The organism is Hydrogenophaga palleronii NBRC 102513, assembly GCF_001571225.1.
In the GTDB taxonomy this organism is placed as follows: domain Bacteria; phylum Pseudomonadota; class Gammaproteobacteria; order Burkholderiales; family Burkholderiaceae_C; genus Hydrogenophaga; species Hydrogenophaga palleronii.
Window position 1 is genome coordinate 69,246 of record NZ_BCTJ01000020.1, and the last position, 14,742, is coordinate 83,987.

The 14,742-nt window shown below is 66.7% G+C and carries 10 protein-coding genes; 6 read left to right on the forward strand and 4 right to left on the reverse strand.

The genetic code is table 11. The features are described from left to right. Positions 1 to 55 precede the first annotated feature (55 nt). Positions 56 to 682, reverse strand: a complete 627-nt coding sequence (locus tag HPA01S_RS14745; protein ID WP_066271454.1) for a response regulator transcription factor — start codon at positions 680 to 682, stop codon at positions 56 to 58. Beyond that, on the reverse strand, positions 679 to 3,234 hold the full coding sequence (locus tag HPA01S_RS14750) for a PAS domain-containing sensor histidine kinase (RefSeq protein WP_066271456.1): 2,556 nt from the start codon (positions 3,232 to 3,234) through the stop codon (positions 679 to 681). The genes HPA01S_RS14745 and HPA01S_RS14750 overlap by 4 nt, the downstream gene beginning before the upstream one ends. 211 nt (positions 3,235 to 3,445) lie before the next feature. Between HPA01S_RS14750 and aceE the strand changes: the two genes are divergently transcribed. From aceE to lpdA, 3 genes are read left to right on the forward strand one after another with little or no spacing between them, the layout of a single operon-like run. Further along, complete coding sequence (gene aceE, locus HPA01S_RS14755; protein ID WP_066271457.1) at positions 3,446 to 6,157, forward strand: pyruvate dehydrogenase (acetyl-transferring), homodimeric type; 2,712 nt, start codon at positions 3,446 to 3,448, stop codon at positions 6,155 to 6,157. 15 nt (positions 6,158 to 6,172) lie between these two features. After that, on the forward strand, positions 6,173 to 7,852 hold the full coding sequence (gene aceF / locus HPA01S_RS14760; protein ID WP_066271459.1) for a dihydrolipoyllysine-residue acetyltransferase: 1,680 nt from the start codon (positions 6,173 to 6,175) through the stop codon (positions 7,850 to 7,852). A 12-nt stretch (positions 7,853 to 7,864) separates the two neighbouring features. After that, positions 7,865 to 9,709 (forward strand): dihydrolipoyl dehydrogenase, encoded by a 1,845-nt coding sequence (gene lpdA / locus HPA01S_RS14765; RefSeq protein ID WP_066271461.1) that lies wholly within the window; start codon positions 7,865 to 7,867, stop codon positions 9,707 to 9,709. Positions 9,710 to 9,785: 76 nt separating this feature from the next. Here lpdA and HPA01S_RS14770 read toward each other — a convergent pair whose 3' ends face one another. Continuing rightward, a complete protein-coding gene (locus HPA01S_RS14770; protein ID WP_066271463.1) occupies positions 9,786 to 11,144 on the reverse strand; it encodes an alpha/beta hydrolase in 1,359 nt (452 codons plus the stop codon). Between the two features lie 96 nt (positions 11,145 to 11,240). Between HPA01S_RS14770 and HPA01S_RS14775 the strand changes: the two genes are divergently transcribed. Further along, a complete protein-coding gene (locus tag HPA01S_RS14775; RefSeq protein ID WP_066271466.1) occupies positions 11,241 to 12,185 on the forward strand; it encodes a LysR family transcriptional regulator in 945 nt (314 codons plus the stop codon). Further along, complete coding sequence (locus tag HPA01S_RS14780) at positions 12,182 to 13,171, forward strand: Bug family tripartite tricarboxylate transporter substrate binding protein (protein WP_066271470.1); 990 nt, start codon at positions 12,182 to 12,184, stop codon at positions 13,169 to 13,171. The genes HPA01S_RS14775 and HPA01S_RS14780 overlap by 4 nt, the downstream gene beginning before the upstream one ends. A 72-nt stretch (positions 13,172 to 13,243) precedes the next feature. Here the strand turns inward: HPA01S_RS14780 and HPA01S_RS14785 are convergent, their stop codons facing one another. Continuing rightward, the gene (locus tag HPA01S_RS14785; protein WP_066271471.1) at positions 13,244 to 13,795 is read right to left on the reverse strand and encodes a C40 family peptidase; all 552 of its coding nucleotides are present in this window, start codon (positions 13,793 to 13,795) and stop codon (positions 13,244 to 13,246) included. Between the two features lie 204 nt (positions 13,796 to 13,999). Between HPA01S_RS14785 and HPA01S_RS14790 the strand changes: the two genes are divergently transcribed. Next, positions 14,000 to 14,608 carry an isochorismatase family protein gene (locus HPA01S_RS14790; protein WP_066271483.1) on the forward strand — a complete coding sequence of 203 codons (609 nt, stop codon included), beginning with the start codon at positions 14,000 to 14,002 and terminating at the stop codon, positions 14,606 to 14,608. Positions 14,609 to 14,742 lie beyond the last annotated feature (134 nt).

Sequence of the window (14,742 nt, forward strand, 5' to 3'; positions counted from 1 at the left end):
ACGCCCGCCGGGCAATCCGGCGGGCGTTGAGGGGTGTGGGGCGCGGTGGTTGCGATCAGGCCTTGGCGGGTGTCTGGCCGAGCGCGATCTTGAGCAGGTCGGCCACGGTGTTGGCACCGAGTTTTTCCATGATGTTGGCGCGGTGCGCCTCCACCGTCTTGATGCTGATGCCGAGGTCGTCAGCAATCTGCTTGTTCAGACGGCCGGCGACGATGCGCTCAAGCACCTGGGCTTCGCGGCTGGTGAGCTTGGAGAGCAGGGCGTCGCGGCTGATGGCCTGCTGGTGCGTGGCGAAGGCTTCGCGCGCGTGTTCGAGCATGCGCTCGACCAGGGCCACCAGCTGGTCTTCCTTGAAGGGTTTCTGGATGAAGTCGAGCGCGCCGCGCTTCATGGACTCCACCGCCATCGGCACGTCGCCGTGGCCGGTGATGAAGACGATGGGCAGGGGCGACTGGCGTTCGATCAAGCGTTCCTGCAGCTCCATGCCGGTCATGCCGCCCATGCGGATATCGGCGATCAGGCAGGCCACCTCGCGGGCGTCGTAGCGACTGAGAAAGGCTTCGGCAGATTCGAAGCATCGGACGCGGAAGTCTTTGCCTTCAAGCAGCCATTGCAGAGAGTCGCGCACAGCCTCGTCGTCGTCGACCACGTAGACGCTGCCTTTTTTGGGGATCAAACTCATCTCGATCTTTCTGTGTCCGTCAGCGGCTCTGTGGCGGGCCCAGCCGCGGCGCTGTGGTTCTGCAGCCGAGAGATCACGGGGATCCAGAAGCTGAAGCAGCAGCCCACCACCTCTTCACCATTGTAAATGTTCTGAACTTGCATCCGGCCATGGTGCGATTCGACGATGCTGCGGCACAGCTTGAGGCCGATGCCCATGCCCTCGCTCTTCGTGCTGTAGAAGGCTTCGTAGATGCGTTCGATCATTTCATCGGGCACGCCGCTGCCGGAGTCACGCACCGAGAACTCGACAACGTCCATGTCTTCAACGTGGCGCGGGCCGACGCGCAATTCGACATAGCGTTCGCCCGGTGCCCGGCCGGCCTGGGCAATCGCTTCGCCGGCGTTCTTGAGCAGGTTGATCAACACCTGTTCGATCAGGATCGGATCGACCATCAGGTTGGGCAGGCGCGCCGCCACATAGGGGGAGAGGCGCACCTGATGGCGGCGCAGTTCGATGTCGGCGAGCTCGATCGCGTTGCTCACCATCTGGGCCACATCCGATGGTGCCGGGTTGGGTTCGCTGCGTTTCACGAAGGCGCGGATGCGCTGGATGATCTGGCCTGCGCGCTGGGCCTGGCGCGCGGTCTTGTCGAGCGCGCCCAGCAGTTCGTCGTTGGTGATGCGCTGCTCGTTGACGCGCGAGATCATGCCGTTGCAATAGTTGCTGATGGCGGTCAGCGGCTGGTTGAGTTCGTGTGCCACGCTGGAGGCCATCTCGCCCATGGTGATCAGGCGGCTCGCAGTCTGTGCGCGCTCGGCCTGGCGCGAGGCCTGTTCTTCGGCAACGCGGCGCGGCGTGATGTCGCTGGCAATCACCATCTGCGCCAGCCGGCCGTCCACCCAGGTCAGGTAACGCGTGCGCACTTCGAGCCAGCGGTCGAGTTCCTCGGCGAACACCTCGGCGTTTTCCGAACCGGCGTCGGTCAGGGTTTCGGTCGGCATGCCGGCGAAGGCGTCCACCGCATCACCGTCGTCCGGGCTGGGCGTGGGCTGGTTGCCGGCCAGATCCACCAGGTGCCGGTGGCCCTGGCCACGGGTGCCGAACCACAGGCGGTACATCTTGTTGGCGAACAGCATTTCGTCGCTGCCCAGCGGGGCCACCGACACCGCCGAGTCCAGACTCTCCAGCACGGTGGTGAAACGCTCGTACGAGGCCGAGAGCTCTTCGCGGATGCGCTTGGGCTCGGTGATGTCGGTCATCGAGGTCATCCAGCCGGTCTGGTGGCCCTTGGGGTCGATCAGCGGCGAGACGTACATGCGCGCGTCGAAGATGCTGCCGTCGCGGCGCTTCACATGCACCTCGAAGCCGCCCGGCGTGGAACGGCCGCGCAACTCGTCTTCCAGGCGCGCGGCGAGCTGGTCGTGTTCTTCTTCCGGCCAGTAGGGGAAGGGGGCGGTGCGCCCGACCAGTTCGCCTTCGGTCCAGCCGGTCATGGAGCAGAAGGCCGGGTTGACGTAGGTGATGCGGCCCTGCATGTCGAGCGCGCGCATGCCCGTGAGCATGGAGTTCTCCATCGCGCGGCGGAAATTGGTTTCGGCCACCAGGGCCTGCTGGGCCTGTACGCGGCGGCGCGTGTGGCGCCAGGTGCCGAGCAGCATCCAGACCGTCAGCGCCGACAACGCGCCGATGACCCAGAAGAAGCCGCTGCCCACAATATCTTGTGAGGTGCGGTAGCCCTGCGCCTTGACGATCAGGCCGTTGCCCACCGGCGAGACCGGCACCTCGTGCTCCAGCGGCGGGTTGGACCAGGGCAGCAGGCGCAGCACGCTGGTCGGCGTCTGCAGGTTGCCGGCCAGCACGCGGCCGCGGTCGTCGACCAGGGCCACGGCGTAGCGCGCCATGATCTCGGGTGGCACGCCATAGCGCATCAGCCCGTCGATCGAGTACTCGCCCATGATGGTGCCGGCAAAGCGCCCCTGTTCGGTCAGTGGCACCTGCAGCATCAGCGTGGCATTGCGTGCGTCTTCACCGAGCGGGCGCGAGTAGATCGGCTGGCGCAGGTCGCGCGCGAGATCGAAGGAGCCGTCGGTCTCGCCCGGTGTGAGCGCGCTGCCCACCGGCCGCACCAGCGCCGTGGGCGCGCTGGGCGATGCATAACTGGCCAGCACGTTGCGGCGGCCGTCCACCCAGCTGATCGCCAGCATCTCGGGAAACTGGCTCACCAGCGACTCGACCTGGAACTCGAACTCCTCGCTTTCGATCTCCTTGTTGCTGACCTCGCGCGCCAGACGCATCAGCTGCTCCTGCCGCTCCAGCAGGCGCAGGCGCAGGCGCTGCTGGGCGTATTCGACGTCGCGCGTCACGGCTTCCTGTTCACGCTCCAGTTCTTCGTAGCGCAGGTAGGTGATGGCGACCACGATGGCCGAGAGGAACAGCAGCACCGCGAGCAGCGGGCCGAGGGTGGCAAAGCGGTCCTGGCGTGACGGCGGCAGGCGGCGCCACCAGCGTTTCCACCAGACGGCCTTGGTCGTCGAGGCGGTCTGTGCGTGGGGATCGGGGAGCGGAATCATGGACCCGTGAGTCTACGTGAGCCCCCCGTTCTGCCTGCGGCCGACGGCGCTATTTCGCGGCCAGATGCCGGGCGCATTGCTTCAATATGTGTAACGAATTCCATAATGCAAAAATAGATGGCATATATTGAAAAGGTAAGGCTTTTGTGGAAAAATCCGTGACACTGCGGACAGGGGTCCGTAAGCTCGATTCCACCCAACAGGAGACAACATGTCAGCCCATGACGCACAAGGCGGTCGCACAGCCGCGGATGTCGATTCCCAGGAAACCCGCGAATGGATGGAGGCCCTGGCCGCCGTGATCGAGCGTGAGGGCCCCGAACGGGCGCACTTCCTGCTCGAGCAGCTGCTGGAAGAAGCCCGCCAGCACAGCATCGACCTGCCGTTCTCCGCCAACACGGGTTACGTCAACACCATCGAGACCGACCAGGAAGAGCGTTGCCCCGGCAACCTCGAAATCGAAGGGCGCCTGCGCGCCTACATGCGCTGGAACGCGATGGCCATGGTGGTCAAGGCCAACCGCCACCACCCGCCCGAAGGTGGCGACCTGGGTGGCCACATCGGTTCCTTCGCCTCGCTGGCCAACATGTTCGGCGCCGGCTTCAACCACTTCTGGCACGCCGAGAGCGAGAACCACGGGGGTGACTGCCTCTATATCCAGGGTCACGTGTCGCCCGGCATCTATGCCCGCGCCTACCTGGAAGGCCGCTTGAGCGAAGAGCAGTTGCTCAACTTCCGCCAGGAAGTGGACGGCAAGGGCCTGTCCAGCTACCCCCACCCCAAGCTGATGCCCGAGTTCTGGCAGTTCCCCACGGTGTCCATGGGCCTGGGCCCGCTGATGGCGATCTACCAGGCGCGTTTCCTCAAGTACCTGCACGCACGCGGCATTGCCAACACCGAGAACCGCAAGGTCTGGGTGTTCTGCGGCGACGGTGAAATGGACGAGGTCGAGTCGCTCGGCGCGATCGGCCTGGCGGCCCGCGAAGGCCTGGACAACCTGGTCTTCGTCATCAACTGCAACCTGCAGCGCCTGGACGGCCCGGTGCGCGGCAACGGCAAGATCATCCAGGAACTCGAAGGCGAGTTCCGCGGTTCCGGCTGGAACGTGATCAAGCTGATCTGGGGCAGCAACTGGGATCCGCTGCTGGCGCGCGACAAGGAAGGCGCCCTGCGCAAGATCATGATGGAGACGCTCGACGGCGACTACCAGGCCTTCAAGGCCAACGACGGTGCCTACGTGCGCAAGCATTTCTTCGGCCGCGATCCGCGCACGCTGGAGATGGTCGCCAAGATGAGCGACGACGATATCTGGCAACTGCGCCGCGGCGGCCACGATTCGCAGAAGGTGTATGCCGCCTTCGACGCAGCGGTCAAGCACAAGGGCCAACCCACCGTGCTGCTGGTCAAGACCGTCAAGGGCTTCGGCATGGGCAAGGTCGGCGAGGGCAAGAACAACGTCCACCAGACCAAGAAGTTGGCCGACGAGGACATCAAGGCCTTCCGCGACCGTTTCAACATTCCGATCCCGGACAGCCAGATCGCCGATCTGCCGTTCTACAAGCCGGCCGACGACACGCCGGAAATGAAGTACCTGCACGAGCGCCGCAAGGCCCTGGGTGGTTACCTGCCGCACCGCCGCGTCAAGGCGGACGAGAGCTTCACCGTGCCGTCGCTGGAAACCTTCAAGTCGGTGATGGAGCCCACGGCCGAAGGCCGCGAGATTTCCACCACCCAGGCCTATGTGCGCTTCCTGACGCAGCTGCTGCGTGACCAGGCGCTGGGCCCGCGCGTCGTGCCGATCCTGGTTGACGAAGCCCGCACCTTCGGCATGGAAGGCCTGTTCCGCCAGGTCGGCATCTACAACCCGGCAGGCCAGCAGTACACCCCGGTCGATAAAGACCAGGTGATGTACTACAAGGAAGACAAGGCCGGCCAGATCCTGCAGGAAGGCATCAACGAAGCCGGCGGCATGAGCAGCTGGATCGCCGCGGCCACCAGCTACAGCACCAGCAACCGCATCATGGTGCCGTTCTACGTGTACTACTCCATGTTCGGCTTCCAGCGCGTGGGCGACCTCGCCTGGGCGGCGGGCGACATGCAGGCGCGCGGCTTCCTGCTGGGCGGCACCTCCGGGCGCACCACGCTCAACGGCGAAGGCCTGCAGCACGAAGACGGCCACAGCCACATCCTGGCCGGCACGATCCCGAACTGTGTGAGCTACGACCCGACCTTCGCGCACGAAGTCGGCGTCATCCTGCACCATGGCCTCAAGCGCATGGTGGAGCGCCAGGACAACGTGTTCTATTACCTGACGCTGCTGAACGAAAACTACGCCATGCCCGGCCTGCAGCCCGGCACGGAAGAGCAGATCATCAAGGGCATGTACCTGTGCAAGCAGGCGCCCGCGCTCAAGAAGAACGCGCCGACCGTGCAGCTGCTGGGCAGCGGCACCATCCTGCGCGAGAGCATTGCGGCGCAGGAACTGCTGGAGAAGGAATGGGGCGTGAGCGCCGGCGTCTGGAGCTGCCCGAGCTTCAACGAGCTGACGCGCGACGGCCAGGACGCCGACCGCTGGAACCTGCTGCACCCGACCGAAACGCCGCGTGTGCCTTTCGTGGCCGAGCAGCTGGGCAACACCAGCGGCCCGGTGGTGGCATCGACCGACTACATGAAGGCCTACGCCGAGCAGATCCGCCCCTTCATCCCGAAGGACCGCACCTACAAGGTGCTGGGCACCGACGGTTTCGGTCGCAGCGATTTCCGCAGCAAGCTGCGTGAACACTTCGAGGTCAACCGCCACTACATCGTGGTGGCCGCACTCAAGGCGCTGAGCGAAGAGGGCAAGCTGCCTGTGGCCAAGGTGGCCGAGGCGATCCAGAAGTACGGCATCAACGCCGACAAAGTGAACCCGCTCTACGCCTAATCCGGAGACAACAACATGGCACTGATTGAAGTGAAGGTCCCGGACATCGGCGACTTTGATGAGGTGGCGGTCATTGAACTGCTGGTGAAGGTGGGCGACACGGTCAAGCCCGAGCAGTCGCTGATCACGGTCGAGTCCGACAAGGCTTCGATGGAGATCCCGTCCAGCGCCGCAGGCGTGATCAAGGAACTCAAGGTCGCCATTGGCGACAAGGTGAAAGAGGGCTCGGTGGTGCTGGTGCTGGAGGCCGCGGGCGAAGCCGCTGCTGCCCCCGCAGCCACCGCACCGGCCGCGGCTCCGGCTGCGCCTGCAGCGGCCCCCGCTGCTGCGCCGGCGCCTGCTGCCGCACCTGCCGCGGCCGCTGGCCCGGTGGAAGTGCTGGTGCCCGACATCGGTGACTTCAAGGACGTTGCGGTGATCGAACTGCTGGTCAAGCCCGGCGACACCATCGCCGCCGACCAGAGCCTGATCACGGTGGAGAGCGACAAGGCCTCGATGGAGATCCCTTCGTCCGCTGCCGGCGTGCTGAAGGAGCTCAAGGTCAAGGTGGGCGACACGGTCAACATCGGTGACCTGCTGGCGATCCTCGAAGGCGTGGCCGCTGCGGCGCCAGCCGCTGCACCTGCAGCGCCGGCACCTGCTGCCGCTGCGCCTGCGGAAGCGCCCGCTGCAGCCGCACCGCAGGCCACGGCCACCGCGTCGGCGCCGGCCGCTGCGGCCCCGGCGGCCCACAACCCGACGGCCGCCGCGCCGCTGGGCCTGCCGCACGCCTCGCCCTCGGTGCGCAAGTTCGCACGCGAACTCGGTGTGCCGCTGGACGAAGTCAAGGGCAGCGGCCCCAAAGGCCGCATCGTGCTCGACGACGTGCAGAGCTTCACCAAGTCGGTGATGGCCGGTGCTGCACAAACCAAGGCGCAGGCGGCCAAGGCCCCGGCCGGTGGTGGTGCGGGCGACGGTGCCGGCCTGGGCCTGATCCCCTGGCCCAAGGTGGACTTCGCCAAGTTCGGTCCGATCGAACGCAAGGAGATGGGCCGCATCAAGAAGATCAGCGGCGCCAACCTGTTGCGCAACGCGGTCATGATCCCGGCCGTCACCAACCACGACGACGCCGACATCACCGACCTCGAAGCCTTCCGCGTGTCCACCAACAAGGAAAACGAGAAGAGCGGCATCAAGGTCACGATGCTGGCCTTCCTGATCAAGGCCTGCGTGGCCGCGCTCAAGAAGTACCCCGAGTTCAACAGCTCGCTCGACGGCGACGCGCTGATCTACAAGCAGTTCTGGCACATCGGCTTTGCCGCCGACACGCCCAATGGCCTGATGGTGCCGGTGATCAAGGACGCCGACAAAAAGGGCGTGCTGCAGATCAGCCAGGAAATGGGCGAACTGGCCAAGAAGGCGCGCGAAGGCAAGCTGAGCCCGGCCGAGATGAGCGGGGCGACCTTCACCATCTCCAGCCTGGGTGGCATTGGTGGGCGCTACTTCACGCCCATCATCAACGCGCCGGAAGTGGCGATCCTGGGTGTGTGCAAGAGCAACATGGAGCCGGTGTGGGACGGCAAGGCCTTCCAGCCGCGCCTGATGCTGCCGCTGTCGCTGACCTGGGACCACCGCGTGATCGACGGCGCTGCCGCCGCGCGCTTCAACGTCTACCTCGGCCAGATCCTCAGCGACTTCCGTCGCGTGTTGCTGTAAAGGAGCTCGCAGATGGCAAGCATGGATATTCAAGTCCCCGACATCGGTGACTTCGACGAGGTCACGGTGATCGAGCTGCTGGTGAAAGCCGGCGACACGGTCAAGGCCGAGCAGAGCCTGATCACGGTCGAGTCCGACAAGGCCTCGATGGAGATTCCGTCCTCCGCGGCGGGTGTGGTCAAGGAGCTCAAGGTCAAGCTGGGCGACAAGGTCAAGCAGGGCAGTGTGGTGCTCACGCTGGAAGCGGACGGCGCTGCGGCTACCGCGCCCGCCGCCAGCGCACCGGCACCCGCCGCGGCCCCTGCACCGGCACCGGCTGCAGCACCCGTTGCGGCAACGCCCGCACCGGCCGCTGCCAGCTTCGGCGGCAGCGCCGATCTGGAGTGCGACGTGCTCGTGCTCGGCGGTGGCCCCGGTGGTTACAGCGCGGCCTTCCGCGCCGCCGACCTGGGCCTGAAGGTCGTCATCGTCGAGCGTTACGCCACCCTGGGTGGCGTGTGCCTGAACGTGGGTTGCATCCCGTCCAAGGCGCTGCTGCACGTGGCAGCGGTGATGGACGAGGTCAGCCACATGGCAGACCTTGGCGTGGACTTCGGCGCACCCAAGCTCAACATCGACAAGCTGCGCGGCCACAAGGAAAAGGTGATCGGCAAGCTCACCGGCGGCCTGGCGGCCATGGCCAAGATGCGCAAGGTCACCACCGTGCGCGGTGTCGGCAGCTTCGTCGGCGCCAACCACCTCGAAGTGGAAGAGACCACCGGCGCCACCGGCCAGGAGAAGACCGGCAAGAAGCAGGTGGTGGCCTTCAAGAAAGCCATCATCGCGGCCGGCTCCCAGGCCGTGCGCCTGCCCTTCATGCCCGACGATCCACGCGTGGTGGACAGCACCGGTGCGCTCGCGCTCAAGGAAGTGCCCAAGCGCATGCTGATCCTGGGCGGCGGCATCATCGGCCTGGAGATGGGCACGGTCTACAGCACGCTCGGCGCACGCCTGGACGTGGTGGAGATGATGGACGGCCTGATGCAGGGCGCCGACCGCGACCTGGTGAAGATCTGGCAGAAGATGAACGCCAAGCGCTTCGACAACATCATGTTGAAGACCAAGACGGTGGGTGCCAAGGCGACCGAAGCCGGCATCGAGGTGACGTTTGCGGCGGCGGAAGAGGGCGGCAAAGCGCCCGAGCCGCAGACCTACGACCTGGTGCTGCAAGCCGTGGGCCGCACGCCCAACGGCAAGAAGATCGGCGCCGAGAAGGCCGGTGTGTCGGTGACCGACCGCGGCTTCATCAACGTCGACATCCAGATGCGCACCAACGTGCCGCACATCTTCGCCATCGGCGACATCGTGGGCCAGCCCATGCTGGCGCACAAGGCGGTGCACGAAGCGCACGTGGCGGCCGAGGTGATTGCCGGTGAACTGCAGGGCAACAAGGAGCTGGCCAGTGCCGCCTTCAACGCCCGCGTGATCCCCAGCGTCGCCTACACCGACCCCGAGGTGGCCTGGGTGGGGCTCACCGAAGACCAGGCCAAGGCGCAGGGCATCAAGGTCAAGAAGGGCCTGTTCCCCTGGACGGCTTCAGGCCGCGCCATTGCCAACGGCCGCGACGAGGGCGTGACCAAGCTGCTGTTCGACGACTCGCCCGAAGCCCATGGCCACGGCAAGATCCTGGGTGGCGGCATGGTCGGCACCCACGCCGGCGACATGATTGGCGAGGTTGCACTGGCCATCGAGATGGGCGCGGACGCGGTGGACATCGGCAAGACCATCCACCCGCACCCGACCCTGGGCGAGAGTATCGGCATGGCGGCCGAGATCGCACACGGCTCCTGCACCGACGTGCCGCCGCCGCGCAAGTAAGCGCCGCAGCCGCTCAAAGAAAAAGCCGCCGGCCCTCACAGGTCCGCGGCTTTTTTTCATGCGTGCGGCGGGCGCTTCAGCGTGGCGGCACGCGGCTGGCCAGCGGGGCGCTGCGGTAGTCCGGCAGCAGCTTGCAGCTCTCGCCGTAGGCGGCCTCATACGTCTTGCAGAGCGCGGCCACCGACTGCGGCGTTGGCTTCTCCCTCTGGTCAACCCAGCGCAGCAACGCGGTGAACAGGGCCGGGTACTGCGGTTCGCTCAGGTAGCTGTGTTCGGACTCCTCGCTGAAGGTCTGCACCAGGCGTGCACCCTGGCCGGCACGCTCGATGGTTTCGCGGTAGGCAGACTCCAGTTCGACGAAGGCCGTTGGGTCGTTGATGGCGTGCAGCGACAGCACCGGCATGTTGATGCGGCCCTGCGGGTCGCTGTCCTGCGCCAGCTCGGCCACTGCGGCCGGCTCGGCCGTGTAGCGCTGCACCCCTGCGTTGAGTGCCACGTCGTCCGACGAACCGGTGTAGCGCACGTTGGTGTTGTTGAACGGGTTGCGGTTGCCCAGGCGCAGCTGCGTGAGGTCGCGGAACAGCCAGGTGGACCAGTTGAGGTGGGCGATCAGTGAGCGCTCGGGGATGCGGATCACGTTGACGATGTTGGCGAGGTTGGCCTTCTGCTGCTCGCTGCGTTGCGCGGCGGGCTTGCGCACGCCGGTGCACTCGTCCACGCGGTTGGCCAGCTCGGCGCGTGTGAGCCGGGCGTCCATCGGCAGGCCTTGCCAGAGCGGGTACTGGGGCTCGTCGGCCCTGGGGTGGTTCTTGCAGACGTACTGGTAGACCACGCGCAGGTCGAGGCGGAAGTCGTAGGCGCGGGTGCCGCCGCCCAGCATGCCGCTGGTGAGCAGCATGGCGTCGTATGGTCCTTTCACCGGCCCGTTCGGCCCGTCCACCGTGGCGTACATCTCCGCACCCTTCGCCGCCACCGAAGCGCCATAACTCTGCCCGTGCAGGATGGTGCGGCGCGGTGGGCCGAAGTGCTTCACGAAGATGCGCCGCACGCGTTCGGTGTCTTCCGCCGCCATGCTCACACCGAAGCCGCCGCGCCGGTAGGTGGCGCCAGCCCAGGCGTAACCGGCCTTCACCGTCACGGCCCAGCGTTTGAGGTCTTCCTCACCACGAGCCAGCCTGGCCGGGCCTGTGTCGGCCGGCCCGCCATGCGCGTGCATCACGAGCACACCGGTCTGGGGCTTCCAGCCCGCCGGGATGGCGATCCAGTAGAAACCACCGAGGCCATCTTCGCCGGTATGGCAGACCGCGTTCGAGGGCACCTCCGTGGGGCAGGCGCGTGGCTGCGGGGCGGACGCCTGGGCGCTGGCCATCCCGGTGTGGGCGAGCAGGGCGGTCAGCGCCAGCAGCGCGGGCCAGGTGAGGGGGCGAAGAGGCATGGTGTCTCCTTTGTGGTGGGTCAAGCCACGGCACGATAGGTCTGCAGGAACCCTGCGTCAAATATACTGAAACGACCATCTCAATACCTTGCAGATATGGACATGCGGCACCTGCGTTATTTCCTCGCCGTCGCCGACGCGGGCCACATGACGCGCGCGGCCGAGCGCCTGGGCATCCAGCAGCCGCCGCTGAGCCTGCAGATCAAGGCGCTGGAAAACTCGCTGGGCGTGGCGCTGTTCCGTCGGCACGCCAAAGGCGTCACGCTCACCGAAGCCGGCCGGGTGTTCGAGGTCGAGGCGCGCCGGCTGGTGGACGACATGGCGTCGATGCAGCAGCGCATGGCGCGGGTCGCGCGTGGTGAGTCGGGCGTGCTCCATGTGGGCTTCACCAGTTCTGCGGCCGCCCATGCCTTCACGCCCGAGGCGCTGCGCGCCTGCCGGCGTGCCTGGCCGGGCATTGCGCTGTCGATCCGCGAAGACCATGCCGCCGGCATCACCGACGCGGTGGCCGCCGGGCGCCTGCATTGCGGCCTGATCCGCGTGCCGGTGTCGCAGCCCGAGGGGCTGACCTTCGAGGTCTTGCTGCGCGAGCCGGTGCTGGTTGCGCTGCCGGTTGACCATCCGCTGGCGGCGCGCAAACGCACAAGCGCAAGCAGCCTGAGCCTGGCGGCGCTGCGCGACGAGGGTTTCATCCTGGTGCGTCAGCCCGGCGCGCCCGGCCTTTACGCCAACCTGCTGGCGCTCTGTGAGGCGCAGGGTTTTCGTCCACGCATCGTGGCCGAGGTCGAGCGCATGGGCAGCTGCCTGAACCTGGCCGCGGCCGGGGCGGGCATTGCCGTGGTGCCTGCCTCGATGCGCGGCCTGCACCCGCAGGCGGTGACTTACCTGCCGCTGGCCGATGGCACGCCGCTCGACGCGCCGCTGACCCTGGTCTACCGCACCGCTGATGGTGTGGGGGCGGTGGCGAACTTCCTGAAGATCGCGCGCGAGACGGCACGCAAGTCGCAGGCACGCGAACGGCGCGGGAGCGCGGCGGCATGAGCGTCGCCCTCTGGTCGCGCCGCCGTGCCGTGCCGGCCTTGCTTGCGCTGGCCGGCGTGCTGCCGTGGCGACTGTCTGCCGCGCAAGCGCCCTGGCCGTCCATGCCGCTGCGCATCATCGTGGTCTACCCGACCGGTGGGCTGAGCGACGGCGTGGCGCGCGCGCTGGCCGAACGTCTGGCTGAGCAACTCGGTGTGCCGGTGCGGGTGGAGAACCGCGCCGGTGGCGGGGGCAGCGTGGGCATGCAGGTGCTGGCGCGCGCCCACCCCGACGGTCACACGCTAGCGCTCTCCGCGGTGAGCCCGCTCACGCTGCGCCCGCACCTTGGCCGCGTGGGCTATGACCCGTTTCGCGACATTGCGCCGGTGGCGAGCCTGATGTTCACCCCGGTGCTGCTGGTCGGCACGCCGGCCTTCACCGGCCAGACCTTTGCCGATGTGCTGGCGCAGGCAAGGGCGCGACCAAGCGGCCTGCGGTGGGCCACCTCGGGCGTGGCCACGGCCGGCCATCTGGTGCTGGAGCAAGTGCAGATCGGCAGCCGTGTGAGCGTCACCCACATTCCCTACAAGGGCGGCGGGCAGCAGCTCAGCGACGCTCTGGGCGGGCAGTTTGAACTGCTCTCCACCAACGTGGCCCCGGCGCAGTTGCGCCACATCCGCGCCGGGCACCTCAAGCCCCTGGCGGTCGGCTCGCCGCAGCGGCTGGAGGTGTTGCCGGAGGTGCCGACCTTTGCCGAGCTGGGTTTGCCGCACGCCAACGTCACCTCGTTGTTCGGCCTGTTCGCGCCGGGCGGCACACCGCCCGCCATGCTGGATCGGCTGAACGCCGAGATCAACGCTGCAGTGCAGACACCGCTGATTCGCGAGCGGCTGCTGGCGTCCGACAACCTGCCCGCCACGGGCAGCCGGCAGGCGTTCGTGCAGCAGATCGCGGCGGAATGGAAAAACAATCAGCGCCTGAAGGGCGCCAATATCCGGCTGGACTGAGTGGGGGGGAGATGGCCTGGACGGCCGGGGTTGCAGGGCGCTCGGCCCGTGCAGGAAACGGTTGCCTCAGCGTTATTGCGCGTCGGCCACTTCCACACGCCGCGCACCGTTGAACCGCTTGGTCCAGTAGGTGTTGTGCATGTTTTCCATGCGCACCTGCGCGCCGGAACGGGGCGAGTGGATGAACTTGCCGTCGCCGACGTAGATGCCGACATGGCTGAAGGCACGGCGCATGGTGTTGAAGAACACCAGGTCACCCGGCTTGAGTTCGCTGCGATCGATTTTCTGGGTGGCCGCAGCCTGCTCGTCGGAGCGGCGCGGCAGGATCTTGCCCAGCGATTGTTCGTAGACCGCGCGCACGAAACCGCTGCAGTCGAAGCCGGTTTCGGCGGTGTTGCCGCCGTAGCGGTAAGGCACGTCGAGGAAGGCGATGGCGTTGATGACCAGGCTGGAAGCCTGGTCGCTCATGGTGTCGCGAGCATGCTGCACTTGCTGGCCGATGCGCGACATCAGGCCCTTGTCGTTGAGCAGCTTGTCCATGTCTTCATAACCGGTGTTACCGGGGGCGGCATGTGCCACCACCGCAGAACAGCTCAACAAAAGAATAGGGGCCCAACGCGTCATGGCAGCGAGGGTATCGGCGCCGCTGCGGTAAGTCAAGTGAAAATCGGACTCCAACCCCTTGATTTACAACCACTTTCGCCTGCTGATCCGCTGATGGGTCGGTCTGGCGGGATGGCCGGTGCGCGCACGCTGCCCGCCACGCCCGGGTTTGGCTGCGAGAATGCCGGCTTCCCCGAACGCTCCCATGACCTGAAAGAAAGCCCGATGCTGCTGGACGCCTCCGATTCCCAACTGGTGCTGGTGGACTACCAGACCCGCCTGATGCCCGCCATCTTCGAAGGCCCCCAGGTGCTGGCCAATGCCGTGCGCCTGGCGCAGATGGCCAAGCTGCTGCGCGTGCCGGTCTGGGGCACCGAGCAGAACCCCGAGAAGCTGGGCCACAACCCGCCCGAGTTGCGTGAGCTGTGCCAGAAGACGCTGTCCAAGATGCATTTCGGCGCCGTGTCCGACGGCCTGGCCGACTGGCTGCGTCCACCCGCGCGCCAGAACACCGGCGGCAACGCGCGCAGCCTGCCCAAGCACTTGCAGAAACCGGCGGCTGCGCCGGTGGCCGAGCGCCAGACCGTGGTGGTGGCGGGCTGCGAAGCCCATGTCTGCCTGCTGCAGACCGCGCTGGAGCTGATCGAGCAGGAGTTCGACGTCTGGGTCGTCACCGACGCCTGCAGCTCGCGCACCGAGCGAAACCGCGACGCCGCTTTTGACCGCCTGGCCGGCGCGGGCGCCGAGCTGGTGACTACCGAGATGGTGGCATTCGAGTGGCTGCGCACCGCCGACCACCCCGAATTTCGCGACGTGCATGCCTTGATCAAATGAGGACGGAGCAGGGCGCAGGGCAGTGACCTGCGCCTTGTCAGCCCCATGCAAGCCGGCTGCCAATAATTATGAATTCAGTTTAAGCGCGGCCACTGCACACATCAAGAGGAGACAAACATGAGCACAGCCCAGGG